21 protein-coding genes are annotated in these 25573 nt (G+C 59.9%); 14 read left to right on the forward strand and 7 right to left on the reverse strand.

From position 1 onward, the window contains the following. Positions 1–10: 10 nt before the first annotated feature. On the reverse strand, positions 11–2857 hold the full coding sequence (rapA, locus tag ACI2KB_RS16295; protein WP_404636207.1) for an RNA polymerase-associated protein RapA: 2847 nt from the start codon (positions 2855–2857) through the stop codon (positions 11–13). A 206-nt stretch (positions 2858–3063) separates the two neighbouring features. Here rapA and ACI2KB_RS16300 point away from each other — a divergent pair, with 206 nt between their 5' ends. The 3 genes from ACI2KB_RS16300 (at position 3064) to ccoM (ending at position 3915) form a co-directional block, all read left to right on the forward strand. Further along, positions 3064–3447, forward strand: a complete 384-nt coding sequence (locus tag ACI2KB_RS16300) for an aspartate-semialdehyde dehydrogenase (RefSeq protein ID WP_404636208.1) — start codon at positions 3064–3066, stop codon at positions 3445–3447. Between the two features lie 66 nt (positions 3448–3513). Beyond that, positions 3514–3672: a hypothetical protein gene (locus tag ACI2KB_RS16305; protein ID WP_404636209.1), complete on the forward strand. Its 159-nt coding sequence runs from the start codon at positions 3514–3516 to the stop codon at positions 3670–3672. A 126-nt stretch (positions 3673–3798) separates the two neighbouring features. Next, on the forward strand, positions 3799–3915 hold the full coding sequence (gene ccoM, locus ACI2KB_RS16310; protein WP_404636210.1) for a cytochrome c oxidase subunit CcoM: 117 nt from the start codon (positions 3799–3801) through the stop codon (positions 3913–3915). A 152-nt stretch (positions 3916–4067) separates the two neighbouring features. Here ccoM and ACI2KB_RS16315 read toward each other — a convergent pair whose 3' ends face one another. Beyond that, positions 4068–4538, reverse strand: coding sequence for a MaoC family dehydratase (locus ACI2KB_RS16315; protein ID WP_404636211.1), 471 nt, complete (start codon positions 4536–4538; stop codon positions 4068–4070). A 43-nt stretch (positions 4539–4581) separates the two neighbouring features. Then, positions 4582–5526: a lysophospholipase gene (locus tag ACI2KB_RS16320; protein WP_404636212.1), complete on the reverse strand. Its 945-nt coding sequence runs from the start codon at positions 5524–5526 to the stop codon at positions 4582–4584. 225 nt (positions 5527–5751) lie between these two features. Here ACI2KB_RS16320 and fadD2 point away from each other — a divergent pair, with 225 nt between their 5' ends. The 3 genes from fadD2 (at position 5752) to hrpA (ending at position 13758) form a co-directional block, all read left to right on the forward strand. Continuing rightward, a complete protein-coding gene (gene fadD2, locus ACI2KB_RS16325) occupies positions 5752–7440 on the forward strand; it encodes a long-chain-fatty-acid--CoA ligase FadD2 (RefSeq protein WP_404636213.1) in 1689 nt (562 codons plus the stop codon). A gap of 445 nt (positions 7441–7885) precedes the next feature. After that, a complete protein-coding gene (gene fadD1, locus ACI2KB_RS16330; protein WP_404636214.1) occupies positions 7886–9583 on the forward strand; it encodes a long-chain-fatty-acid--CoA ligase FadD1 in 1698 nt (565 codons plus the stop codon). A gap of 263 nt (positions 9584–9846) precedes the next feature. After that, positions 9847–13758 (forward strand): ATP-dependent RNA helicase HrpA, encoded by a 3912-nt coding sequence (hrpA, locus tag ACI2KB_RS16335; protein WP_404636215.1) that lies wholly within the window; start codon positions 9847–9849, stop codon positions 13756–13758. A 10-nt stretch (positions 13759–13768) separates the two neighbouring features. Here hrpA and tsaA read toward each other — a convergent pair whose 3' ends face one another. From tsaA to ACI2KB_RS16350, 3 genes are all read right to left on the reverse strand, one after another. Continuing rightward, positions 13769–14479, reverse strand: a complete 711-nt coding sequence (gene tsaA, locus ACI2KB_RS16340) for a tRNA (N6-threonylcarbamoyladenosine(37)-N6)-methyltransferase TrmO (protein WP_404636216.1) — start codon at positions 14477–14479, stop codon at positions 13769–13771. Between the two features lie 17 nt (positions 14480–14496). Then, positions 14497–14958, reverse strand: a complete 462-nt coding sequence (locus tag ACI2KB_RS16345; protein WP_404636217.1) for a DUF1456 family protein — start codon at positions 14956–14958, stop codon at positions 14497–14499. A gap of 63 nt (positions 14959–15021) precedes the next feature. Next, positions 15022–15732: an rRNA pseudouridine synthase gene (locus ACI2KB_RS16350; RefSeq protein WP_404636218.1), complete on the reverse strand. Its 711-nt coding sequence runs from the start codon at positions 15730–15732 to the stop codon at positions 15022–15024. Between the two features lie 162 nt (positions 15733–15894). Between ACI2KB_RS16350 and ACI2KB_RS16355 the strand changes: the two genes are divergently transcribed. After that, positions 15895–16890, forward strand: a complete 996-nt coding sequence (locus ACI2KB_RS16355; protein ID WP_404636219.1) for an alpha/beta fold hydrolase — start codon at positions 15895–15897, stop codon at positions 16888–16890. 95 nt (positions 16891–16985) lie between these two features. Here the strand turns inward: ACI2KB_RS16355 and ACI2KB_RS16360 are convergent, their stop codons facing one another. Further along, the gene (locus tag ACI2KB_RS16360; protein WP_404636220.1) at positions 16986–17624 is read right to left on the reverse strand and encodes a LysE family translocator; all 639 of its coding nucleotides are present in this window, start codon (positions 17622–17624) and stop codon (positions 16986–16988) included. A gap of 186 nt (positions 17625–17810) precedes the next feature. On the opposite strand from ACI2KB_RS16360, the gene ACI2KB_RS16365 reads away from it, so the two are divergent. The 7 genes from ACI2KB_RS16365 to ACI2KB_RS16395 all read left to right on the forward strand — a co-directional run bounded on the left by ACI2KB_RS16365 (position 17811) and on the right by ACI2KB_RS16395 (position 25507). Beyond that, positions 17811–19979, forward strand: coding sequence for a TonB-dependent siderophore receptor (locus ACI2KB_RS16365; RefSeq protein WP_404636221.1), 2169 nt, complete (start codon positions 17811–17813; stop codon positions 19977–19979). A 206-nt stretch (positions 19980–20185) separates the two neighbouring features. Continuing rightward, positions 20186–20671: a GNAT family N-acetyltransferase gene (locus ACI2KB_RS16370; protein ID WP_404636222.1), complete on the forward strand. Its 486-nt coding sequence runs from the start codon at positions 20186–20188 to the stop codon at positions 20669–20671. Between the two features lie 305 nt (positions 20672–20976). Continuing rightward, entirely contained in the window at positions 20977–21744 is a 768-nt protein-coding gene (locus ACI2KB_RS16375) for an AraC family transcriptional regulator (protein ID WP_404636223.1), read from the forward strand. 109 nt (positions 21745–21853) lie between these two features. Continuing rightward, on the forward strand, positions 21854–23173 hold the full coding sequence (locus tag ACI2KB_RS16380) for an MFS transporter (RefSeq protein ID WP_404636224.1): 1320 nt from the start codon (positions 21854–21856) through the stop codon (positions 23171–23173). 87 nt (positions 23174–23260) lie between these two features. Beyond that, positions 23261–23731 (forward strand): VOC family protein, encoded by a 471-nt coding sequence (locus ACI2KB_RS16385; protein ID WP_404636225.1) that lies wholly within the window; start codon positions 23261–23263, stop codon positions 23729–23731. Between the two features lie 488 nt (positions 23732–24219). Further along, positions 24220–24456, forward strand: coding sequence for a LuxR C-terminal-related transcriptional regulator (locus ACI2KB_RS16390; protein ID WP_404636226.1), 237 nt, complete (start codon positions 24220–24222; stop codon positions 24454–24456). A gap of 331 nt (positions 24457–24787) precedes the next feature. Beyond that, entirely contained in the window at positions 24788–25507 is a 720-nt protein-coding gene (locus tag ACI2KB_RS16395) for a hypothetical protein (protein WP_404636227.1), read from the forward strand. The last annotated feature ends 66 nt before the right edge of the window (positions 25508–25573 follow it).

Genomic DNA, 25573 nt, shown 5'->3' on the forward strand with positions numbered 1-25573 from the left:
AAGGTGTTGATCAGCCCGCGACCAGCACCCGAATCGCTTCCAGACGCAGCGCAGCCTTGTCCAGCATCGCCAGCCCTTGTTCACGCAATTCGCGCAATGCCGTCAGTTCGCTGTCGCGAACCGTCGGGTTGACCGCCTGCAACGCCGTCAAACGCGCCAGTTCCTCATCGGTGTCCGCAGCCAGGCGGCGTTGCGCTTCAGCCACGCGTTCGGCGTGTTTCGGCGCAACCTTCGCTTCAGCGGCGTTGATTTGCGGATTGAGCACGTCACGCTGGGCCTGGATGAACTTGTTGGCGCTGGCGCGCGGTACGCTTTCCAGTTGATCGTTCAAGGTGGTGAATGACACACGGCCCGACAGGTCGTTGCCGTTGCCGTCCAGCAGGCAGCGCAGCGCAGCCGGTGGCAGGTAGCGGCCCAATTGCAGCGAACGCGGCGCGACCACCTCACTGACGTACAGCAACTCAAGCAGCACGGTGCCCGGTTTCAGCGCCTTGTTCTTGATCAGCGCGACTGCGGTGTTGCCCATCGAGCCGGACAGCACCAGATCCATGCCGCCCTGCACCATCGGGTGCTCCCAGGTGATGAACTGCATGTCCTCGCGGGACAGCGCCTGATTGCGGTCGTAGGTGATGGTCACACCTTCGTCGTCGCCCAGCGGGAAGCTGGCATCGAGCATCTTCTCGCTTGGCTTGAGGATCAGGGCGTTTTCAGAATGGTCTTCGCTGTCGATGCCGAAAGCGTCGAACAGGGTCTCCATGTAGATCGGCAGGGTGAACTGGTCGTCCTGTTCGAGAATGGCCTCGACCAGCGCCTCGCCTTCGCCTGCGCCGCCGGAGTTGAGTTCCAGCAGGCGGTCGCGACCGGTGTGCAGCTCGCTTTCCAGACGCTCACGTTCGGTGCGGGCTTCTTTGACCAGTGCTTGCCAGTCGTCTTCATCGCCGCCTTCCAGTTGCGGCAGCAGGCGCGGGCCGAACTGATGTTGCAGGGCGTTGCCGGTCGGACAGGTGTTGAGGAACGCGTTGAGCGCCTCGTGATACCACTGGAACAGGCGCTCTTGCGGGCTGGTTTCCAGATACGGTACATGCAGCTCGATGGTGTGCTTCTGGCCGATCCGGTCCAGACGGCCAATACGCTGTTCCAGCAGGTCCGGGTGTGCAGGCAGGTCGAACAGCACCAAGTGGTGCGAGAACTGGAAGTTGCGACCCTCACTGCCGATTTCCGAGCAGATCAGCACTTGCGCACCGAACTCTTCGTCGGCGAAGTACGCAGCGGCGCGGTCACGTTCCAGAATGTTCATGCCTTCATGGAACACGGTGGCCGGGATACCGGAGCGCACGCGCAGCGCGTCTTCCAGATCCATCGCGGTTTCGGCGTGGGCGCAGATCACCAGCACCTTGACGCGCTTGAGCATTTTCAGCGTGTCGATCAGCCAGTCGACACGTGGGTCGAAACGCCACCAGCGCTCTTCTTCGCTGGATTCGGCCTGGGCCTGGAAGCTGACTTCCCGGTACAGGTCGGCGTGTTCGCCCACCGGCAATTCGAGGTATTCAGCCGGGCAGGGCAGCGGGTACGGATGCAGTTTGCGCTCCGGGAAACCCTGCACGGCGGCGCGGGTGTTACGGAACAGCACGCGACCCGTGCCGTGGCGGTCCAGCAGTTCGCGAATCAGGCGGGCACTGGCTTCGGTGTCGCCATCGGCCACAGCGCCCAGCAGGGATTCGCCTTCGGCGCCCAGGAAGCCCTGAATGGTTTCATGGGCTTTAGGCGACAGATGGCCTTGATCCAGCAACTCCTGAACGGCTTCAGCCACCGGGCGATAGTTTTCGCTTTCGGCGCGGAACGCTTTCAGGTCATGGAAACGGTTCGGATCGAGCAGGCGCAGGCGTGCAAAGTGGCTGTCCTGACCCAGTTGTTCCGGGGTCGCGGTCAGCAGCAGCACGCCGGGAATCACTTCGGCCAGTTGCTCGACCAGCGAGTATTCCGGGCTGACCTTGTCTTCATGCCAGACCAGATGGTGAGCTTCGTCGACGACCATCAAATCCCAGCCCGCAGCAAACAGCGCGTCCTGAGCCTTCTCGTCGTCCACCAGCCATTCCAGCGAAACCAACGCCAGTTGCGTGTCTTCGAACGGGTTGCTGGCATCGCTCTCGATGAAGCGTTCGGCGTCGAACAGCGCGACCTGCAGGTTGAAGCGGCGGCGCATTTCCACCAGCCACTGGTGTTGCAGGTTTTCCGGCACCAGGATCAGCACGCGGCTGGCACGGCCCGACAGCAATTGACGATGGATGACCAGACCGGCTTCGATGGTTTTGCCCAGACCCACTTCGTCCGCCAGCAGAACCCGAGGCGCGATGCGATCGGCGACTTCACGGGCGATGTGCAATTGGTGAGCGATTGGCTGAGCACGAACACCGCCCAGGCCCCACAGCGAGGACTGCAACTGACGGCTGGTGTGTTCCAGGGTGTGGTAGCGCAGTGAGAACCAGGCAAGGGGGTCGATCTGCCCGGCGAACAGACGATCGCTGGCCAGACGGAACTGGATGAAGTTCGACAGTTGGGTTTCCGGCAGGCTTACCGGTTGGTTCTGTGCGTTGAGACCGTGGTAGACCAACAGGCCATCAGCGTCTTCGACTTCGCGAACGGTCATTTTCCAGTTCTCGAAGTGGGTGATGGTGTCACCCGGCGAGAAGCGCACCCGCGTCAATGGGGCATTGCGCAATGCATACTGGCGGGTGTCGCCAGTGGCCGGGTAGAGCACGGTCAACAAGCGGCCGTCCTGTGCCAGAACGGTGCCTAAACCCAGCTCGGCTTCGCTGTCGCTAATCCAGCGTTGCCCCGGTTGATACTGCTGCGCCATGCTGCCTGACTCCCGCCTTGAAAAAGCCGACTATGTTAACGGAACAAGCTGCTCAGGCCAAAGCCACATTGTAAAAAGCCCCGTATTTATTGGGCGTGTGGACCTCGAAGGGCACTTGTTGCGAAAAACATAGTCGAAAGTCCCGCACGTTACGGCTCAAGTCGACGAACCGGCAGCCGACAGCTTGATAACAGGAGACCATTACCATGCTGCCACCGCTGATCCCCTTGAGTGCGGCCCCCGTCACTGCGCAGCAGGACCCGGTCAAACCCACGCCGGACATCCCGCCTGTGGCGCCTGCGCAGCCGAGCTCCAATGAAAGCACCATCAACATGGGCCAGCGCGACCCTGAGCAGGCGCAATTGCTGCTGCGTGAAGAACAGCGTCGACAGCAACGACGACGCAAAGACCGACGGGCATCCGATCGTCATCCCGAACTGAACGAAGAGGCTGAACAGGACGCGCATCAACAGGCGCCTGCCGGGCCGGCGATTCCCGGTGATTTCCTCAATGCCGACAACACCGTGCCGGTCGTGCCAATCATCGACGATGAGCCACGTCAGGGCTTGTGGGTCGACTTGAAGGTCTGAGGTGCTGGTCAGCGACTGTGGGATTGCGCATTATGGTCGCCAACGGGCATTCGAGAGCAGCACGTCATGAGTGATGAAAAACTGGTAGACCTGAGTGTCGAGCGCGCCAAGCGCATTCACGACCTCAACGACAAGCGACTCAACGAAGTACGCCAGGCCTTCGAACAGGCGATGCCGCTGGGCAAGGCCAAGAAGAAGTCCAAGAGCAAACCGAAAAAACGCTAGACCCCTCTGCTTTTCTGATCCGGGTCGATCAGGTGTCGCGTCGCGACATTGATCTGGGTCAACACCCCCAAAACCCCCTCTGCGTAATCTGCACCCATCGAACAGGGTCACAGCGGAGGGGCGTTTATGTTTCTCGATCATGCAGTGATAGCGGGCGTTGGCACGGTCATGCTGATACTCAGCTTCTTCGCAGGCCTGTCATTGTTCATCTGGAAAGACTCACGCAAGCGCGGCAAGGATTGAGTCTTCTATAAAAAGAGCACGCAAGGCATTTAGGGCGACTTCGGTCGCCCATTTTTTTTGGCTTCAAGGCGTGAAGAGGTACTTCGGGAGCCGCCGACAAGCCGTGGTGCTACAGGTTTTCAAGTCAGTCGTTGAAGGCAGAACTCCGTTCTTCAACCGACCGTGATGGTCGGCAACTCTGCCAACGTAACCGTTTGTTCTTTGCGAGGCGCCAGAATCTCCGCTTCACCCTCGACCACCAGTTCATCGTTCTGGTTGTACACGTTGGTGGCAATACGGATCTTGAACTTCGGCAGTTTCTCCAGAATTTCCAGACGCACTGTCAGCGTGTCGCCGATCTTCACCGGCTTCTGAAAGCTCATCTTCTGACCCAGGTAAATGGTCCCCGGGCCAGGCAGTTCACAGGCCACTGCGGCGCTGATCAGTGCGCCACTGAACATGCCGTGGGCGATGCGATCCTTGAACATGGTCTTGGCGGCGAACTCGGCATCCAGATGCACCGGGTTACGGTCGCCGGACATTTCGGCGAACAACTGGATGTGACGCTCTTCGACGGTCTTGGTGTAGCTGGCCTTCTGGCCGACTTCCAGCGCTTCGTAGGGCGTGTTGGTAACTTGAGTCATGCTGCGATCCTGTGACTGAAGGTGAAAAGTGATAACGAGTGCTTCATTCGCTGCGCGGCGGCCGTGGCTCCGTCAGCGCCTCGTCGAACCAGGCGAGTAAATCACGGGTGACTTCGTCGCGGTTGGTTTCATTGAGAATTTCATGGCGCGCCTGGGGGTAGATCTTCAACGTGACGAACGGATGATCGGTCCCGCTCAAGGCGTCGGCCAGATCCTTGAGACGTCGCCCTTCGCTCACCGGATCACATTCGCCGCCCATGATCAGCATCGGCAGGCTTTTGTCGATTTGCGCCAGGTTGGACGGTTTGCTGATTTGCTGCAGACCGCCGAGCATGTCCAGCCAGAACTGATTGGTGCAGCGAAAGCCGCACAGTGGGTCGTTGACGTAGTGGTCGACCTCGACCGGATCGCGGCTGAGCCAGTCGAATGAGGTGCGCACCGGCTTGAATCGGGTGTTGAAGGAGCCGAACGAGAGAAACTCGATCAGCGCACTGCGTCCGGTCGGTCCCTGACGCCAGCGCTCCATGCGGGCCACCACGGCCGCAGTGCGATAGAGCGAAACCGGCTGGAAATTCGAGCCACTGAGCACCGCGCCCTGAAGACTGGCGCTGTGGTGCATCAAATACGCCTGCGCGATGTAGCTGCCCATGCTGTGGCCCAGCAGAAACACGGGTGTACCCGGATGGTGCTGGGCAATTGAGGCGCGAAGGGTCGCCAGGTCGCCCACCACCTTGTTCCAGCCATCCCGATCCGCGTAATGCCCCAGCACGCCATGATCGGCAGTACGGCCATGGCCGCGCTGGTCGTGGGCATACAAGGCAAGGCCCGCGTCGGTCAGTGCCTGACCCAGTCGTTCGTAACGTCCGCTGTGTTCGGCCATGCCATGGGACAGCATCACCACCGCTCTGGGGGCCGTTATCGGCTGCCATGTGTTGACGAACAGGCGATTGTGATCGGGTGTGTCCAGCCAAAAGGCATCGTGTTTCATGGCGTTTCCCTGGCCTTGTATAAAATTGTCTTGAAAAACCGCTTTAGTGGGTCTTTTCCAGCAGTGTATAGCCGTTACCGAATGGCGGTCAGGCCACTCGCAAGATTCACGTCATTGATGACACCAGCGAGTGTATTTGCCTTGTTCGCGTTAGCTGCTAACGTCCCGCAAGCACCCGTGCACGACAGCGGGGCCAGCACTCTCAGGTAAGAGGATAAAAAGAACATGCAACCTGATTTCTGGAATGACAAGCGCCCGGCGGGCGTCCTCTCTGAAGTGGATTTGCACGCGTATCAGTCCGTGGTCGAGGTCTTCGAGCGCAATTGCAAGAAGTACGCGGATCGCCCGGCGTACAGCAACATGGGCGTGACCCTGACCTACGCCGAGCTTGAGCGGCAATCGGCGGCCTTCGCCGGGTATCTGCAACAACAGACCGAACTCAAACCGGGCGACCGCATCGCGGTGCAAATGCCCAACCTGATCCAATACCCCATTGCGGTCTTCGGCGCCATGCGAGCCGGGCTGATCGTGGTCAATACCAACCCGCTCTATACCGCGCGGGAAATGCGCCACCAGTTCAAGGATTCCGGCGCCCGGGCGCTGGTGTACCTGAACGTCTTCGGCAAGAACGTGCAGGAAGTACTGCCGGACACCGACATTCAGTACCTGATCGAAGTGAAGATGGGCGACTTGCAATCCGCCGCCAAAGGCTGGCTGATCAACACCGTCGTCGAGAAGGTCAAGAAGATGGTGCCCGAGTACGATTTGCCTCAGGCCGTGTCGTTCAAGAGTGTGTTGAAGATCGGGCAGGGCGATCACTTGCAGCGGGTGCAACTGGATCTGGACGACATCGCGGTCCTGCAATACACCGGCGGCACCACCGGCTCGCCCAAGGGCGCGATGCTGACCCATGGCAACCTGGTGGCCAACATGCAACAGGTCTATGCCTGCATGTTGCAGCACGATGTGGACGGGTTGCCGATCTTCAAGCAAGGCAGCGAAATCATGATCGCGCCGCTGCCGATGTACCACATCTATGCGTTCACCTGTAACTGCATGTGCATGATGGTCAGTGGCAACCACAACGTGCTAATCACCAACCCTCGCGACATTGGCGGCTTCATCAAAGAACTCAAAAAGTGGAAGTTCTCGGCGATGCTTGGTCTCAATACCCTGTTCGTGGCCCTGATGGATCATCCGGACTTCAAGAGCCTGGACTTCTCCAGCCTGCGCCTGACCAACTCGGGCGGTACGGCGTTGGTCAAAGCCACCGCAGAGCGCTGGTTGCAACTGACCGGTTGCCCCATTGTGGAAGGTTATGGCCTGACCGAGACGTCACCGGTCGCCACGGCCAACCCCTATGGCGGCAAGTCGAAGCTGGGCACGGTCGGCATGCCGGTGCCGGGCACGACCGCCAAGGTGATCGATGACGAGGGCGTCGAACTGCCTTTGGGCGAGCGCGGCGAGCTGTGCCTGAAGGGGCCGCAAATCATGCTGGGTTACTGGCACAAACCGGATGCGACGGCGGAAGTCATCGACAGCGAAGGCTGGCTCAAGACCGGCGACATTGCGGTGATCGACCCGGACGGGTTCATTCGCATCGTTGACCGTAAGAAAGATCTGATCATCGTGTCGGGCTTCAACGTGTACCCCAACGAAATCGAAGACGTCGTGTCCCGTCATCCGAAAGTCGCCAATTGCGCGGTGATCGGTGTGCCGGACGAGCGCTCGGGGGAGGCGGTGAAGCTGTTTGTGGTGCCCAGAGACTCAAGCCTGACCACCGAAGAATTGAAGACCTACTGCAAGGAGAACTTCACCGGTTACAAAATTCCTAAATACATCGTGCTGCGCGAGTCGTTGCCGATGACGCCTGTAGGCAAGATCCTGCGGCGAGAGCTGCGCGACATCGCCTGAAACGGCTATAAACAAAAACGGCGTGTTGAGAAACACGCCGTTTTTTGTGTTCGAAAGGTTTGTACGCCGATCATCGGCCCGACAGCGAACCCTGTGGGAGCGAATTCATTCGCGATGCGGTGGTGCAACCGAAAAATATGTGTCGGATCTACGGCCCAATCGCGAATGAATTCGCTCCCACAGGTGAACGTCGGCGTCAGGTAGGGCGTAGGATTTTTCGACATTTAGGTTCATTGCTCTAAACATGACTAAACACAATTCAAGAGTCATGTTTGTGACTGTGGGGGCTGCTTTTGCCTCTGGTGGCCCCTTGGCAAAGCTGCTACGCTCGGCCCGCTTTTTGTTCTGTCGATAAGCAAAAAGCGGTTGCTACAAACATTCCAATCACAAGAAATCATCGCTTTGAGCGGTGTGTAGAAACGCTGTCGCTGAGGAGTCGGCTTCCATGATCGAAAATTTCTGGAAGGATAAATATCCGTCTGGCATCGCTGCCGATATCGATCCGGACGAGTATCCAAACGTCCAGGCCGTATTGAAACAGTCCTGCGAGCGTTTCGCCAATAAACCTGCGTTCAGCAACCTGGGCAAGACACTCACCTATGGTGAGCTGTATCAGTTGTCGGGAGCATTCGCAGCGTACCTGCAACACCACACCGACTTGCAGCCGGGCGATCGCATCGCCGTGCAACTGCCCAACGTATTGCAGTACCCGATTGCCGTATTCGGCGCCATCCGCGCCGGTCTGATCGTGGTCAACACCAACCCGCTGTACACCGCGCGGGAAATGGAACACCAATTCAACGACTCCGGTGCCAAGGCGCTGGTGTGCCTGGCCAACATGGCGCACCTGGCCGAGAAGGTCGTGCCCAAGACTGGCGTCAAGCACGTCATCGTCACCGAAGTCGCCGACCTGCTGCCGCCGCTCAAGCGTCTGCTGGTCAACAGCGTCATCAAATACGTGAAGAAAATGGTCCCGCCGTTTCATCTGCCCAAAGCCGTCAAATTCAACGACGTGCTGGCGCAGGGGCAAGGCAAATCGGTCAACGACGCTTCGCCTAAAAGCAGCGACGTTGCCGTGCTGCAATACACCGGCGGCACCACCGGCGTGGCCAAGGGCGCGATGCTGACTCACCGCAACCTGATCGCCAACATGCTGCAATGCAAGGCTCTGATGGGCTCGAACCTCAACGAAGGCACGGAAATCCTCATCACCCCGCTGCCGCTGTACCACATCTATGCGTTCACCTTTCACTGCATGTCGATGATGCTGATCGGCAACCACAACATCCTGATCAGCAACCCGCGCGACCTGTCAGCAATGGTCAAGGAGCTGTCGAAGTGGAAGTTCAGCGGCTTCGTCGGCCTGAACACGTTGTTCGTGGCACTGTGCAACAACGCCGACTTCCGTAACCTGGATTTCTCTTCGCTGAAAGTCACCCTCTCAGGCGGCATGGCGTTGCAACAGGCGGCGGCAGAACGCTGGAAGGAAGTCACCGGTTGTTCGATCTGCGAAGGCTACGGCATGACCGAAACCAGCCCGGTGGCCACTGTCAACCCGATCCAGAAAATCCAGATGGGCACCATCGGCATTCCCGTGCCGTCGACCCTGTGCAAGACCATCAACGACGCGGGTGAAGAGCTGCCGCTGGGCGAAGTGGGCGAGCTGTGTGTCAAAGGCCCGCAGGTCATGAAAGGCTACTGGCAGCGTCAGGAGGCCACTGACGAAATGCTCGACGCTGAAGGCTGGTTGAAGACCGGTGACATCGCGATCATTCAGCCTGACGGTTACATGCGCATCGTCGACCGCAAGAAGGACATGATTCTGGTGTCCGGCTTCAACGTGTACCCGAACGAACTGGAAGACGTGCTCGCGACACTGCCGGGCGTGCTGCAGTGCGCGGCCATTGGTGTGCCGGACGAGAAGTCGGGCGAGGCGATCAAGATTTTCGTGGTGGTCAAGCCCGGTGCGACGCTGAGCAAAGAGCAGGTCATGGAACACATGCGCGGTAACGTCACGGCGTACAAAGTGCCGCGCAGCGTGGAATTCCGCGATGCGCTGCCAACCACCAACGTAGGCAAGATCCTGCGCCGTGAATTGCGCGATGAAGAGTTGAAGAAGCTGGCGTTGAAGAAACCGGCATAAGCGTTTCCCCTTACCAGACCCCGCCCTCGTGCGGGGTTTTTGATTTGATGTCGATGACCCCTGTAGCAGTCGATCAGCGATTTTTGATTCGACACCATCATTGTGGGAGCCAGCTTGCTGGCGAATGCGGGGTGTCAGGCACCGCAGCTTTGAATGACACACCGTATTCGCCAGCAAGCCGGCTCCCACAGGTTGTGCATGATCATGGGTAAATCTGCGACAATCCGCGCCCTGCATTCAGACAGAAAAGACTTCGCGCCCTGATGACCGACGAATCGCCCTCCATCGACCAACTGCTCAAGAACCTCGACCACGCGATGATCAGTGATCGTCATCGCCTGCGTCGCCAGTTGCACGAACTGCGCAAGAAGCCCGACGAGGCGAAGCTGGCGCAGTGGGTCGAGCGTGTGCAGGCGTCGTGCGCGCTGGTCACGTCACGCAAACAGAGCGTGCCGACCATTCGCTATGACGAAAACCTGCCCATCGCTGCCAAGCGCGACGAGATCAAGGCGGCGCTGCTCAAGCACCAGGTGCTGATCATCGCGGGCGAGACCGGTTCGGGCAAGACCACGCAGTTGCCGAAAATCTGTCTGGAAATCGGTCGCGGCCAGCACGGCCTGATCGGTCACACCCAACCCCGTCGAATCGCTGCACGCAGCGTCGGCGCTCGCGTGGCCGAGGAAATTGGCACGCCACTGGGCGGTCTGGTCGGCTATCAGGTGCGCTTCGAGGATCAAAGCGACGAGAACACCCTGATCAAGCTGATGACCGACGGTATTCTGTTGGCCGAAACTCAGCACGACCGTTTTCTTGAGCGTTACGACACGATCATCGTCGACGAGGCCCATGAACGCAGCCTGAACATCGACTTTCTGCTGGGCTACCTGAAAACCCTGCTGCCCCGTCGCCCGGACCTGAAAGTCATCATCACCTCGGCGACCATCGACCTGGAGCGTTTCTCGGAGCATTTCGACAAGGCACCCATTATCGAAGTCTCGGGCCGGACCTTCCCGGTGGACACTTGGTATCGCCCGCTGACCGCCGAGCAGGACGAAGAGGGCAACAGTGTCGAGGATGACCTGACCGTCGATCAGGCGATTCTGGCGACGCTGGACGAACTGGCCGCTTTCGAACGGGCCGAACGCAAATCGCCGGGCGACGTGCTGGTGTTTCTGCCCGGCGAGCGAGAGATTCGCGACGCTGCCGAGGTGCTGCGCAAGGCGCAACTGCGCCACACCGAGATTCTGCCGCTGTATGCGCGCCTCACGCCTGCCGAACAGGCGAAGATTTTCCAGTCCCATCCCGGCCGTCGCGTGGTGTTGGCCACCAACGTCGCCGAAACCTCGCTCACGGTCCCCGGCATTCGTTACGTGATCGACACCGGCACCGCGCGGATCAGTCGCTACAGCTACCGCGCCAAGGTTCAGCGCCTGCCGATTGAAGCCATTTCCCAAGCCAGCGCCAACCAGCGCAAGGGCCGTTGCGGGCGGGTTGAACCGGGCCTGTGCGTACGCTTGTACAGCGAAGAAGATTTCCTCGCGCGCCCGGAATTCACCGACCCCGAGATTCTGCGCACCAACCTTGCGGCGGTCATCTTGCAGATGCTGCATTTGCGGCTGGGCCAGATCACCGACTTCCCCTTCATCGAGCCGCCGGATGGCAAGGCGATCAGCGACGGTTTCAACCTGTTGCAAGAGCTGTCAGCGGTTAACCGCGAAAACCAGCTCACCCCGCTGGGCCGCCAACTGGCGCGCCTGCCGGTGGACCCGCGCATGGGCCGAATGCTGCTGGAAGCGGCCAAACAGGGCAGCCTTCAGGAAGTGCTGATCGTCGCCAGCGCGATGTCGATTCAAGACCCTCGCGAGCGTCCGCCTGAGCGTCAGCAGGCCGCTGACCAGGCCCACGCACAATGGAAGGATCAGGACTCGGACTTTGCCGGGCTGGTCAATCTGTGGCGCGGTTTCGAAGAGCAGCGCCAAGCGCTCACCGCCAGCCCGCTGCGTAACTGGTGTCGCCGTAACTTCCTCAACTACCTGCGACTGCGTGAGTGGCGCGACTCTCATCGCCAACTGAGCCTGATCTGTCGTGACCTGCAACTGAACGTCAACAAGGCGCCGGCGGATTACCCGAAATTCCACAAGGCGGTGCTCTCTGGCTTGTTGAGCCAGATCGGCCAGAAGACCGAAGAAGGCGATTACCTCGGCGCCCGTCAGCGGCGATTCTGGGTGCACCCGTCCTCCGGTTTGGGCAGAAAACGCCCGCAATGGATCATGGCCGCCGAACTGGTGGAAACCACCAAGCTCTACGCGCGCATGGTGGCCAAGATCGAGCCGGACTGGATCGAGCCGCTGGCCAGCCATCTGGTCAAGAAAAACCACTTCGAACCCCATTGGGAGAAGAAGCGCGGCCAGGTCGTGGCCTACGAGCAGATCACGCTGTTTGGTTTGATCATTGTCGGGCGGCGTCCTGTGCATTTCGGCCCGATTGATCCTGTGGTCTCTCGCGAGTTTTTCATTCGTGAGGGGTTGGTGCGGGGAGAGATTCAGTCCCGGGCCAAATGCCTGAGCGCCAACACCCGATTGCTGGAGCAGCTCGACGAACTGGAAGCCAAGGCCCGCCGTCGGGACATTCTGGCCGACGAAGAAACCTTGTTCGGTTTCTATGAGGCGCGCCTGCCCGCCGAGATTCACCAGACCGCGACCTTCGACGCCTGGTATCGGATTGAAAGCCAGAAGAACCCGCAACTGCTGATCATGCGCGAGGAGGACGTGCTGGCGCGGGAGGCCAGTGAGGTCACCGCCAACCTGTACCCGGACACCCTGCGCCTGGGCGATCTGACCCTGCCGCTGAGCTACCACTTCGAACCCAATCACGCCCGCGACGGCGTGACCTTGCGGGTTCCGGCGCCGTTGCTGCTGTCGTTGCCCGCCGAGCGGCTGGAATGGCTGGTGCCGGGCTTGCTGGAAACCAAATGTGTGGCGCTGGTGCGCAACCTGCCCAAAGCCTTGCGCAAAAACTTTGTGCCAGTGCCGGACTTCGTCAAGGCCGCGCTGCAACGCATGGTCTTCGCGGATGGCTCGCTGCCTCAGGCGTTGGGCCGCGAATTGCTGCGCATGACCGGTGCACGGGTGACCGACGAAGCGTGGGTCGAGGCCGCACAGCAGGTGGAGAGCCACCTGAAAATGAACCTGGAAGTGGTCGACGCCAACGGCAAGTTCCTCGGCGAAGGCCGTGATCTGGATGCCTTGACCGCCCGTTTTGCCGAGGCCGGACAGGCCGCGTTGGCTGTGCCGCAGTCGGCGAAAAGTCAGCAGCCGGTGGAGGCCAAAGGCTTCGCCAAAGTAGAAGAGAAGACTCAGCAGAAGATCGCCGGGTTGTCGATGACGGTCTATCCGGCGCTGGTAGAAGAGGGTGGCACGGTCAAGGAGGGGCGCTTCTCGACCCAGACCGAAGCCGAGTATCAGCACCGTCGTGCGTTGCAGCGTTTGTTGCTGCAACAACTGGCCGAGCCTGCGAAATTCCTGCGCAGCAAACTGCCGGGGCAGACCGAGCTGGCGTTGCTGTATCGCGACATGGGCCGGGTCGACGCGTTGATCGAAGACATCCTGCTGGCGAGCCTCGACACCTGCATTCTCGACGGCGAAGCCACCTTGCCACGGGATGGTGCAGGCTTGCTGTCGTTGGCCGAACGCAAGCGCGGCAACCTGACCGAGCATGCCGAGCGACTGGCGCGGCTGACGCTGGAAATCCTCAAGCTGTGGCACGGCCTGCAAAAGCGCTTCAAGGGCAAGATCGATCTGACTCAGGCCGTGGCGCTGAACGACATCAAGGCGCAGCTTGGAAAGCTGGTGTATCCCGGTTTCGTCCGCGAAACCCCGGCGGTCTGGCTCAAGGAGCTGCCACGCTATCTGAAGGCCATCGAGCTGCGTCTCGAAAAACTGGGCGCTCAAGTGCAGAAGGACAGAGTCTGGAGCATCGAACTGGGCAATCTCTGGGCGCAATACCAGACCCGCGCCGACAAACATGCCCAAGAGGGCAAGCGCGACGCGGAACTGGTGGTGTATCGCTGGTGGCTGGAGGAGTACCGTGTGTCGCTGTTCGGCCAGCAACTGGGCACCAAGGTGCCGATTTCCGACAAGCGCCTGAGCAAGCAGTGGGCGGCAGTCGAGGGGTGAGGCCTGCCGCCTAAAGGGCGGTGCCTGACATGACGACCTCCAGCACCCGAATCTGCCCCGGCTGCGGGTAATGCCAGCGCACATCCAGATCCCAGAACTGCGCCCCGTAACGGCGCTCAGGCGTCGGTTGCTGGTAGGCAGGGCGCGGGTCCTGGGCCAGGCACTGTTCGATCAGTTCGACCAGAGGCTCACTCAAGCGTAATGCGTGCTCGTGAGCCTGCCCCAGCGCGCTGTCATCCCACGACACCGGAATCAACTCCGGCGCAGCGGCGGCCATGCTGTTGCGCGCTTCGGGAATGATGTCCGCGTAGGGCACGTAGGGCTTGACGTCCAGCACGGGCGTGCCGTCCAGTAAATCGATACCCGATAGCCACAGACGGCCTGCTTCGACTTTCTCCAGCTTCACCACCGACTGGCCGATGCCATTGGGGCGGTGGGTCGCGCGGGTGGCGAACACCCCCATGGACTGGTTGCCGCCCAGACGGGGAGGACGCACTTTCAGGCGCGGTTTGTCTTCCAGCGCTTCGTGGAACAGGAACAACAGCCAGACATGGCTGACCTGCTCCAGCCCCTGCACCGCGTCGCCCTGATCGAAGGGCGCCACCAGTTCCAGCACGCCCCGCGCGGCGGGCGCCAGTTGCGGCTGGCGCGGGATGGCAAACTTTTCCTTGAAACAGGAGCGGACGAAACCGATGGGCGAGACGCTGTAAGGCTGATTCATTGGAGGGGCAATCGCGCTCAACCGCGAACGCGCAACGTCAGGCCGCGCAGGAAATTGCGCAGCAACTGCTCGCCGCACGGACGGTAGTTGTTATGGCCTGGCTTGCGGAACAGGGCGCTCAGTTCAGGTTTGGAAATCGGAAAGTCGGACGCCTGAAGCACGGCGAGCATGTCTTCTTCCTTGAGTTCGAAGGCGACGCGCAGTTTCTTGAGGATGATGTTGTTGGTCATCGGCAGTTCGATGGGTAATGGCGGGCGGCTCTCGTCCTTGCCGCGTTTGAAGAACACCAGACCGTCGAGGAAATACGCCAGCACTTCATCGCTGCACGGCTCGAAGCCTTCTTCTTCCTCTTTTTTGGTGAGGGCGATCACTTGGGCCTTGGTCACGTCAAGGCCGCCGAGTTTGATGATGTCCGCCAACTTGCCATCGCTGATATTCAGCGTGTAGCGAATGCTGCGCAGTACGTCGTTGTTCATCATGATGCATGTGTCCTGATCGGTATGAGCACGCGCGACATCTCGCGCCGCGCTGAAAAACGGGGGTTAAAACTTTTCTTTTTCAGTCAGGTAGCGCCACTGGCCTTCGGGCACTTTGCCGATGGACACGCCACCGACGCGAATCCGGCGAATGGACACGACCTTCAGGCCAACCGCTTCGCAAAGCTGGGCGATGATTCCGGGCTGCGGATTCTTCATGGCGAAGCGCAGGCGGGTCTCGTTCTGCCAACTGGCTTTGACCTTCGGCAGTTCCTTGCCTTTGTACATCAGGCCGTGGTTCAGGCGATTGAGGCCATGGGGCGCCATTTCGCCGTCGATTTCGACCACATATTCCTGCTCGATCTTGCTGCGGTCGTCGGTGAGCTTGCGCAGGATTTTCCAGTCTTGGCTGAACACCATCAGGCCGCTGGCATTGGCTTGCAGCGTGGAAATGGCTTCCTGGCGCAGAAAATGGCCCTTGAGGGGGCGTTTGCCGACGCTGTGCTCTGCCGAGAGGGTGGCAGGCGTGATCAGGCTCAGGGCTTTTTCAGGGGACATACCGGCTGGCACGTTGAGCAGCAGCGTCACCGGCTCCGGTTTGTCGGCCTTGGCCTCAGGGCTCAGGGCGACGACCTGGCTATCGACCTTGAATTGCGGCTCGTCGATGACAACGCCATCCACAGTGACCCAGCCGCCCTCGATGAACAGTTCGGCTTCGCGGCGGGAACAACCGACAAGCTCGATCAGGCGTTTGGAAAGACGAATGGGGTCAGTCATGAGAAAAGCCGTTACAGAAGGGAAAGGCGCCTATTGTACCCGTGCATGCACCGTTAATCGCGGCAACATTGAAAATGACGGCTCGATAGGACTCCATTCGAGGGATTTTTCCGAGAGCGGCTCAGGTCTGCTCTTGATTCCCACTCTGTCTGGAGCGTTTTCATGACCAAATGGCTACCCGCGTTGCTGATGGGCGTCAGCCTGCCGCTGATGGCGGCACAAACGCCGTCCTACGGGCCGCAACTGGAGGGGTTCCAGTACCCGTTTACGGCGCAGAACTTCAGTTTTGAATCCCAGGGCAAACAGGTGCAGATGGGTTACATGGACATCAAGCCGACCGGCACCCCCAATGGCCGCAGCGTGGTGATGCTGCACGGCAAGAACTTCTGCGGTGCGACGTGGGAGGGCAGCATCAAGGCTCTGACCGCCGCGGGGTATCGTGTGGTGGCGCCGGACCAGATCGGTTTCTGCCGCTCCAGCAAACCTGCGGATTATCAGTATTCCTTTGAGCAACTGGCGCAGAACACCAAAGCGTTGCTGACGAGCCTGGGCATCGATCACGTTACGGTGGTCGGGCATTCCATGGGCGGCATGCTGGCGACCCGGTTTGCCCTGATGTACCCGGACCAGGTCGATCAACTGATGCTGGTCAACCCCATCGGTCTTGAGGACTGGAAGGCCAAGGGTGTGCCAGATCGCAGCTTTGACGACTGGTACGCCCGCGAGCTGAAGACCAGCGCTGAAAGCATCCGCAAATACCAGCAGTCGACCTACTACGCCAACGAATGGCGCCCGGAATTCGATCATTGGGTCGACATGCAGGCGGGGATGTTCAACGGCAAGGGCAAGGAAGAAGTGGCCCGGGCCTCGGCGCAGACCTACGGGATGATCTTCAATCAGCCGGTGTTCTACGATTTCGAAAAGCTGAAGATGCCGACCGTGCTGTTCATCGGGCAGAAGGACAACACCGCCATCGCCAAGGACGCCGCGCCTGAAGAACTGCGCAAAACATTGGGCAATTACCCGGAGCTAGGCAAGGCGGTCGCCGAACGCATTCCACAGGCCACCTTGATCGAGTTCGCGGGGCTGGGCCATGCGCCACAGATTCAGGACCCGCAACAGTTCAACCGGGTGTTGCTGGAAAGCCTCAAACGCTGAGGCCGCCAACCTGTGGGAGATTCTATGTTGCCTGGCCAACCGCCTTCGTCGGAACGCCGCCCGCACCAAGGCGGCTCCCACAGGGTAGTTCCGGGTCAGGGCCTGCGCGGCAACAGGCTCGGCACCGCGTGCATCAACGCATTGATCGCAAAACCAATGAACATCACCCCACACAAGCGCGTGATGGTGAGCTCATGGCGTTGGTACACCGCACGCACCTGCCGCGCGCCGACCACGCCAACGATGATCCCGTAGGCCACGATCCCGCCCAGCGTGCTGATCAGAATCAACAGCGGCAGCATCGACCAGTTCAGTAGATCGGCCCGGCTGGAAAGCAGCGCGGTGAAGGTCGCCACGGCCACCGGGTACGCCTTGGGATTGGTCAGGCCGAACATGATGCCGTGCCAGAACGGGTGGCGACCTGAGGCTTTGGGTTCGCCTTCGCTGCTGCGTTTGGCGCGGATCGCGCGCCAACCCAGCCAGAACAAAAACAGGCCACTGATGATGCCCAGCACGTCGAACGCTGTGGTGCCGATCACCTTCGCACCGATGATCGCGGCCAGCGCGGTACTGCACCAGATCACGTCCCCCAACAGATGCCCACTGAGAAACGCCGCCCCTGCGCGACGGCCTTTGGACGCGCCGATGCCGAACACAGCCAGCACGCCCGGTCCGGGCGAGATGGCGTAGATAAAACCGGAGGCGAGTACGGCGAGCAGCAAAGACGAAGTCATGGGGGCCTTCTTCTTGTTTATGGGAAAAAAGGAAGTGCTGACGGGATGTATGCCCGAGTGTAGATGAGCGGATGACTAAGTTTCGAGCCTTTTCATACGTTTAAAGAGGGCGTAGCGCAGTTGTAAAAAATCGGTACAGAACGTAAAAAGTGCGCCCACGAAATCCCCTCTGGAGCTTCACCGTCGATGACCACCTCGCACCGATCTGCCGCAGGCTTCAGCCGCCTGCTGCCGCTGAGCCTTGCCTTTGCTTCGCCATGGCTGGCCGCGCAAGAAGCCGAGCCGCTGACGCTGGACGCAGTGAAAGTGTCGGGCGAGGAGTTGTCGGTGTATCAGGCGGACAGCGCATCGGTGGGTGGTTTCGGCGAAAAACCACTGCGTGACACGCCCGCGTCCATTTCCGTGTTCACTGAGGCGCGTTTGAAGGATCAGCAGGCGAAGCTGCTCGGCGATGTGCTGCGCAACGACGCCTCGGTGGGGGACAGCTACGCCCCGGTGGGCTACTACGAGAACTTCGTGGTGCGTGGTTTTTCGCTCAATGCCGCCAACAGCTATCGCATCAACGGCCGCAGCATCACCGGCGAGCAGAACGTGGCACTGGAGAACAAGGAGCAGGTCGAGCTGCTAAAGGGGCTGTCTGGCCTGCAAAGCGGCGTTTCAGAGCCGGCGGGCGTGGTCAACTACAAGACCAAGCGCCCGGAAGATGTCCGCTCGGTGACGATCTCCACCAATGAGCACGGCGAGCGTTACATCGCCACCGATGTGGGCGGCTGGTTCGGCAGCGAAAAGCAGGTCGGCCTGCGCGCCAACGTCGCCCACGAAGACATCCGCTCTTACGTCGAGCATGCCGATGGGCAGCGGGACTTCGCCTCCCTGGCCTTCGACTGGAACATCAACGACCAGTCCACCTTGCAACTGGATGTCGAGTACCAGACCAAGGAGCAGCGCTCGGTGCCGGGGTACCAATTGATCGGCGGCACCGAGCTGCCTCACGATGCGTCACCGCGCAAGCTGCTGGGTTATCAGAGCTGGTCGAATCCGGTGGGCATCGACTCGTTGAACATGAACGGCCGTTATGAATACCGATTCAGTGACGACTGGAAAGCCAGCCTCAGCGCCTCGCGCAGCCGTGTGGTGATCGACGACTACAGCGCCTTCGCCTATGGCTGCTATTACCAGACCGATTGCCCGGCAACGCCGGTGACCGGCCATTTCAACACCGACGGTGGTTACGATATCTACGATTTCCGTAGCCCTGACGACACGCGGCGCAACGATGAAATCGAAGCCGCGATGACAGGGCTGTTCAACACCGGCTGGCTGAAACATGAACTGACGTTCGGCACCAGCGCGTTCCGCCGCACTGTGGATACTCGCCCGTATTTCAGCGAGTACGTGGGCTCGGGAAACATCAATCAAACGCCTGAAACCTTTGCACCGTCCGACTTGCCGGTAGGGCACACCGAGCGACGTCTGGACAGCCGCCAGTATGGGCTGTTCGCCACTGATCGCATCAGCTTCAACGAGCATTGGCAGACCGTGATCGGCGGGCGACAGGTTCGCCTCGACGAGAAGGCCTACAACGAAGACGGCAGTGACAATCGCCACACCCAGCGCTCGATCTTCTTGCCGCAAGGCGCGTTGATCTACAAGCCGGTGGACAATGTTTCCCTGTACACCAGCTACAGCAAAGGCCTGTCACTGGGCGGTACGGCATCGGTGTTCGACACCAACGTGGGTGAAATCCTTGCGCCAACGATTTCTCGCCAACTGGAAGCCGGGGTCAAGTACGACTGGCGCCGCATGAGCTTCACCGCTGCGCTGTTCCAGACCCGTCAGGCCTATCAGTATTCGAAACCCAATGACGACGGCAGCCTGACTTTCGTTCAACAGGGCCAGCAAAAGAACACCGGGCTGGAGCTAAGCGCCAACGGCTGGCTGACCTCGCAACTGCAAATCGCCGCCAGCGTCGCAGCGATCAAGGCGCGGGTGGAGAACAGCGGCACGGCGGCGTACGAAGATCATCAGGCGATCAACGTGCCCAAATACCGGGGCAGTCTGTCAGCGGACTACAGTCTGCCGATTCCGGGTCTGGCGCTGATGGGCGGCATGCAATACAGCGCCAGCAAATACGCCAACCGCGAGGGCTCGGTGAAGGTCGACGATTACACGGTGTTCAACGCGGGCAGTCGCTACAGCACCAAAATCGACGGTTACGACACCGTGTTCCGGCTGACGGTCGATAACTTGTTCGACAAACGTTACTGGCGTGATGTCGGCGAATACCTGGGCGACGACTACCTGTTCCTCGGCGCGCCCCGTACTGCGCGGTTGTCGGCGACGGTGAGTTTTTAAGTGACTTGAGCAGCCTTTCGGCTCACTCCCACAGGGGCGGTGTTTGCAGCGTGATTGTTCGGTGCCTGGGCGGTAGGTGATCTTGCGCAGGGGATGACACCAGCACCTTCCAGCCTGGCGAGGAAAAGCGCATCCTGTCGCTCTGGCGTTAACAGGCTGTGCACGGACAGGCATGTTCGTGCGTGTTCTTCTGACGGATGCGCAACATGATCGAACTCAGACCAGGCTCCATTCCGGACATCCCCTTGTTGTGGTCGCTGCGCACACGGGCCGTGCGGCACTTATGTGCCAGCCATTACTCGCCGGAACAGATCGAGGTCTGGAGCGAGTCTCCTCCGCCTGAGTCTTACCTGCGCCTGCTGGCCACTCGCTGCGCCTTGATCGCCGAAGAGGAGGGCCAACTGTTGGGCTATGGGATTCTGGACCGACAGAGCGGCGAGGTGATTGCGGTGTTCGTCGAGCCTGCTCATGCAGGAAGGGGCGTGGGCAAGCGCTTGATGGAGGGGCTGGAAGCCATCGCGGCCGAAGAGCATTTCACTCGGCTTTACCTGTATGCCTCGCTGAATGCGGCGGACTTCTACCGGGCGATGGGGTTTGTCGCCATTCGCGATGACGGCTATGAGCACCCGAGCGGCATCACCCTGCGCAGCCTGTATATGGAGCGGGACATGCCTGCGGAATCGGTGCACTGATTCCGCAGTTTTCTCTCTGGATTGTGTTCGGCGAGCCTGTGCGGTTTTCACCCCGTTCGCGCTGACTTCAAAGCGGTGTTCATGCCGGTCTTGAGGTTTTCGCCGTGGGTGAAAGCGTTGTCCTCGAAGCGCGAAGCGGTTTTCGTGGTTTCTGTAGGAGATCACGTGTCCGTCGGCAAGTCGGACTGTGACAGGGATCAGCGTTACGAACAAAATCAGGTTCGGGTATTGGGCGGCGATGACGCTGGCATTGGGCCCCTCTGGCTTGCTAACGTCGACATGTCACTCAACAGGGAAATTGGGCCATGCCAGCACAGTACCCGTTGCAACGCCGTATCCAGGATGGACGCCCGCTGCTGATCACAGCCCCCGTGCAGACGAGCAGTGACGACATCCTGCATCGCTACCGCGAAGGGCAATTGTGGGCCGTTCGGCAAGGTGTGATCACCGCCGAACTGGATACAGGCAGTTGGGTCGTGCCTGCTCGGCGCATCGGCTGGATCCCCCCTGGCGTTGCTCATGCAGCGCGCGTCCATGACACTGCCACCGGCTGCATGGTCTACCTGCGCCCCGATCTCTGCCCGCTGTTCCCGACCACACCTACTGTGTTCGACATGACCCCATTGTCCGGCGCACTGCTTGAACGCATCGCGCAATGGCCTGATCATTCCGGCGAGCTGTCTCCGCCACAGAACCGTCAACTGGACGTCTTGTTCGACGAACTGAAGATTTCGCCTGCTCACCCGCTTTTTCTGCCCATGCCCAGCAGCCCGCATCTGGTGGGTATGACCTTGACCATCGTCGCCGACCCGGCCAACAAAACCAGTCTCGACGACTGGGCGCGGCGTGTGGGGATGTCGCGGCGCGGTCTCACCCGCCACTTTCGTGCAGAGACCGGTATGTCGCTGGTGCAATGGCGCATCGTCGCGCGGATGAAGCGCGCGCTGGAACTGCTGGCCCAGGGCGACAGCGTCAACCGCGTGGCGCAACGCCTGGGCTACGACAGTGTCAGCACCTTCATTGGTGCCTTCAGCGCCCAATTCGGTATGACGCCCGGCACTTATGCCCTGTGATGTGACCTGATTCCGGTTGTCTGCCAGCCGCCCGTTGGGCGCAAGCTTTGTTATCCTGCGCGCCTTTGCCGCACCTGACGGCTTTTCACTCTGCCAAATGGGGTCTTCCATGACAGCCATTCTTCGACCACGTCCACAACCGATCAGCCGGGGCGATTACAAGACCCTGGGCCTGGCGGCGCTGGGCGGGGCACTGGAAATCTACGATTTCATCATTTTCGTGTTCTTTGCGCTGACACTGAGCCAGCTGTTTTTTCCGCCGGAAATGCCCGAATGGCTGCGGCTGTTGCAGAGCTTCGGCATCTTCGTCACCGGTTACCTCGCTCGCCCGCTGGGCGGCATTCTCATGGCCCATTTCGCCGACAAACTCGGCCGCAAACGGGTGTTCAGCCTCAGCATCATGATGATGGCCTTGCCGTGCCTGCTGATCGGCGTGATGCCGACTTACGCCGAAATCGGCTACTGGGCGCCGCTGGCACTGCTGGGCCTTCGCGTGCTGCAAGGTGCGGCGGTCGGTGGCGAAGTGCCGAGTGCCTGGGTGTTCGTCGCCGAGCATGCACCGAAAGGCCATCGAGGTTACGCGCTAGGTGTATTACAGGCAGGTCTGACGTTCGGCTATCTGATCGGCGCGCTGACCGCGACCTGGCTGGCGAAGGTGTTCAGCCACGCGGAAATCCTCGATTTCGCCTGGCGCATTCCATTTCTGCTGGGCGGCGTGTTCGGTGTGATCGGTGTGTGGCTGCGGCGCTGGTTGAGCGAGACGCCCGTGTTCATGGCGCTCAACGCCCAGCGCGAAGGCCTGACCGAACTGCCGTTGCGCGCTGTCATACGCGAACACCGTCAGTCGCTGCTTCCGGCCGCCTTGCTCACCTGCGTGCTGACGTCTGCGGTCGTCACGCTGGTGGTGATCACGCCAACCGTGATGCAGCAACGGTTTGGCATGAGCCCTAGCGACACGTTCGCCCTGAGCAGCGTCGGCATCGTGTTTCTGAACATCGGCTGCGTGCTGGCGGGGCGTCTGGTAGACCGCATCGGCGCCTGGTGGGGCGTCGTGTTGTACAGCCTGCTGCTGCCAGTGGGCGTTGGTCTGTTGTACGCCAGCCTGGTCGTCCAGTGGTTGCCGGTCGGGCTGGCATATGCAGTCGCCGGGCTGGCCTGTGGCATCGTCGGTGTGGTGCCGTCGGTCATGGTCGGACTGTTCCCGGCGAACATTCGCGTGTCCGGCATCTCATTGACCTACAACATCAGTTACGCGCTGTGGGCCAGCACCACGCCGCTGGCGCTGATCGCGCTGATGCCATGGAGCCCGTGGGTATGCGTCGGCTACTGCGCGATCATGGGCGCAGTGGGCCTGCTGACGGCGATGTTTTTCGGCCTGCGCAAAGGCATGCAGGTGGATGACGTGCTGCCTGCGGGGTGCAGCAACTGATTGACGGGGCGTCATTGAGTGGCGCCCGGTGCAGGACTACCCTGATGACGCTGGTGTGCCTCTGATGACAAAAACAGGAGAGCCGTCATGAGCGTCAAACCTATCCCCGAGGGTCAGCACAGCCTGACCGTCTACATGGGCGTTTCGCCCGCTGCCGAAGCCATCGAGTTTTACAAGAAAGCGTTTGGTGCCAAGGAAATGTTCCGCCTGGAAGCGCCGGGCGGACGCGTTGGCCATGCCGAGCTGCAGATCGGCGATTCACGCATGATGCTGTCCGAGCCGTGCGATCAGGGAGGCTTCAACAGCCCCGAGCCCGGTGGCAAGACCGCCTTTGCCATGCATCTGTACGTCCCCGATGTCGATGAACAATTCAAGCGCGCCGTCGAGGCAGGGGCGACAGTGGTCACCGAGGTTCAGGACATGTTCTACGGCGACCGCAGTGGCAGCGTCCGCGATCCTTTCGGGCATCTCTGGTTCATCGGGACTCACAAGGAGGACCTCACACCTGATGAAATTCGTGAGCGTGCCATGAAAATGTTCAGTCAGCCGACGTCCTGATACGTCGTCAGCCATTTCCTTTTTTTATGTAGTGCGACCAGCCGTTTCTCTGGGGTTGGTCGCACTTTCCTAATGCTGCAAGTGTTCGGCCTGCTTCACTATTCATGACCGCGCAATTGTAACGAGTGATTGTATTTGCAGTTTTCTACGTTTATTGTCGCGGCCCGAAATATGAGCGTGTCGATTCGTGTGCAAACACTTGTTTGCGCCATGGGCTATTCATGTTCGATGACAGTGCTATAGGGGAATGTCAGGGATGTTTCTCAAATTTTTGTAGGAATAATTACCGTCTGCAGTGCTGGCCATAACTTCTTCAGAGGTCTGCGGTGAAAGTGTGCAGGGTTTTAAATTTCGCTCAATAAAATCCCGTCGATGCCGATGGGGCGTTAATACCATGGAAGGTCATCAGAAAGGGTGGAGGCTCATCAATGCAAGAACGAGCGCCTAAGCGCAAACGTGCCAGACGCACGACGCCGCGAGAGTCCGAAGTGCTGGCATTGGTGCTGCTGGGCTGTACCAACAAAGACATCGCACAGCAGTTGGGCATCAGTGATTACACGGCCCGCGACCATGTATCGGCGTTGCTGAAAAAGAATCAGGTGAAGAACCGGGCACAGTTGTTGGCCCTGCATGTTGCTCCACCGCGCAAGAAAAAACAGGAACACCCCCTACATTTGACGGATTGTATCGCGGAGCGGTTTGCGCATAATGGGGATGGTCAATAGTTACAGGTGCAGCGAGTGAAGTGTCTATTTATGCCGGTGTGACAGTCCTTCCGGTATTTGTTAAAACAACCCCATGGATAATAAACAAGCTTGTACAGGTATCGTCAGGATACTGCCGCAGACGAATTCTCTGATGAACAGCTGTCGGTGTTTTTCACATTGAAGAATGTTAGTCAGAGCAAAAAAAGTGGCACGTAGAGGATATGAGTCTTCAGGATCTCCAACTTTTCGATACAGGGCAGTGAAACCTACGTCATTGTCGGAGCCTCCGGATCTGGCAAACGTACGCTGCCGACCTGGAAATAATCCAACAACAAGAAGGAGCGACACGATGACAACCGAAAAACCGCCGTACGACGAAAACCTGCCCGCTGATCCTCAACTCGATTTTGAGGACGATGAAGACCCGGTCATCGTGATATTTCACGACCTGGTGCATGAGCAGGCGTCCTACGGCAGCGCCAATCTAATCGAGCTGCACCGAAGGTGGATGGGGCCACGAGGACTGTTCGCCACGCTGTGCACCGAGATCGAACAGTTGGGGCGGCAGGCGCCGGGGCTTCAGGACGTTCAGTCGCTCGCATGTCCTGAGCGCATGGAGGCCGCCGAGAAGGCCGTTGCCTTCGCCCTCGCCAAAAGCAACCGCCGGGTGATCACCCCCAACCCGATGAAGGAGTTGTCGAGGGAGGCCTTGTGTTGCATCGCCTTCGGTGAGCGTTCGGATTACACGCTGGTCGAGCGATACACCGCATACGAGGCCATCCGCGATTTCGATTCGGCATTTTTCATCAAGCTGATCGCGACCACACGCGGTGTGTCAGAGCGACGCATCGTCTTTCGCGGCTTGCTGGAACATTACGACCGCTTGATGCCGCTGGAGAAATGCATTTTCCCGGTAGGCTATCGCGCGGTTCAGGCGGCTCATCTGGAACGTGAAGAGGCGTTGAACGGTGAGTGGATGTTCGAGGACGATGTGGTGACGTTGCTTGAGAAGCTCACACCGTTGGAGCTGTTGAGGCAGGTCATGGCGTCTGCGGATCCTTTGCAGTGAGGTGTAGCAGTACGCCAATACCTACACAAAACCGGGCTGCCCACGCTCTTCGAAACCCTGATGCGC

The organism is Pseudomonas sp. NPDC088444 (genome assembly GCF_044900175.1).
Classification (GTDB): domain Bacteria; phylum Pseudomonadota; class Gammaproteobacteria; order Pseudomonadales; family Pseudomonadaceae; genus Aquipseudomonas.

Coding starts and splice junctions, on each gene's coding strand:
- rapA (WP_404636207.1), bottom strand. CDS start 2,857: ATGGCGCAGCAGTATCAACCGGGGCAACGCTGGATTAGCGACAGCGAA.
- ACI2KB_RS16300 (WP_404636208.1), top strand. CDS start 3,064: ATGCTGCCACCGCTGATCCCCTTGAGTGCGGCCCCCGTCACTGCGCAG.
- ACI2KB_RS16305 (WP_404636209.1), top strand. CDS start 3,514: ATGAGTGATGAAAAACTGGTAGACCTGAGTGTCGAGCGCGCCAAGCGC.
- ccoM (WP_404636210.1), top strand. CDS start 3,799: ATGTTTCTCGATCATGCAGTGATAGCGGGCGTTGGCACGGTCATGCTG.
- ACI2KB_RS16315 (WP_404636211.1), bottom strand. CDS start 4,538: ATGACTCAAGTTACCAACACGCCCTACGAAGCGCTGGAAGTCGGCCAG.
- ACI2KB_RS16320 (WP_404636212.1), bottom strand. CDS start 5,526: ATGAAACACGATGCCTTTTGGCTGGACACACCCGATCACAATCGCCTG.
- fadD2 (WP_404636213.1), top strand. CDS start 5,752: ATGCAACCTGATTTCTGGAATGACAAGCGCCCGGCGGGCGTCCTCTCT.
- fadD1 (WP_404636214.1), top strand. CDS start 7,886: ATGATCGAAAATTTCTGGAAGGATAAATATCCGTCTGGCATCGCTGCC.
- hrpA (WP_404636215.1), top strand. CDS start 9,847: ATGACCGACGAATCGCCCTCCATCGACCAACTGCTCAAGAACCTCGAC.
- tsaA (WP_404636216.1), bottom strand. CDS start 14,479: ATGAATCAGCCTTACAGCGTCTCGCCCATCGGTTTCGTCCGCTCCTGT.
- ACI2KB_RS16345 (WP_404636217.1), bottom strand. CDS start 14,958: ATGATGAACAACGACGTACTGCGCAGCATTCGCTACACGCTGAATATC.
- ACI2KB_RS16350 (WP_404636218.1), bottom strand. CDS start 15,732: ATGACTGACCCCATTCGTCTTTCCAAACGCCTGATCGAGCTTGTCGGT.
- ACI2KB_RS16355 (WP_404636219.1), top strand. CDS start 15,895: ATGACCAAATGGCTACCCGCGTTGCTGATGGGCGTCAGCCTGCCGCTG.
- ACI2KB_RS16360 (WP_404636220.1), bottom strand. CDS start 17,624: ATGACTTCGTCTTTGCTGCTCGCCGTACTCGCCTCCGGTTTTATCTAC.
- ACI2KB_RS16365 (WP_404636221.1), top strand. CDS start 17,811: ATGACCACCTCGCACCGATCTGCCGCAGGCTTCAGCCGCCTGCTGCCG.
- ACI2KB_RS16370 (WP_404636222.1), top strand. CDS start 20,186: ATGATCGAACTCAGACCAGGCTCCATTCCGGACATCCCCTTGTTGTGG.
- ACI2KB_RS16375 (WP_404636223.1), top strand. CDS start 20,977: ATGCCAGCACAGTACCCGTTGCAACGCCGTATCCAGGATGGACGCCCG.
- ACI2KB_RS16380 (WP_404636224.1), top strand. CDS start 21,854: ATGACAGCCATTCTTCGACCACGTCCACAACCGATCAGCCGGGGCGAT.
- ACI2KB_RS16385 (WP_404636225.1), top strand. CDS start 23,261: ATGAGCGTCAAACCTATCCCCGAGGGTCAGCACAGCCTGACCGTCTAC.
- ACI2KB_RS16395 (WP_404636227.1), top strand. CDS start 24,788: ATGACAACCGAAAAACCGCCGTACGACGAAAACCTGCCCGCTGATCCT.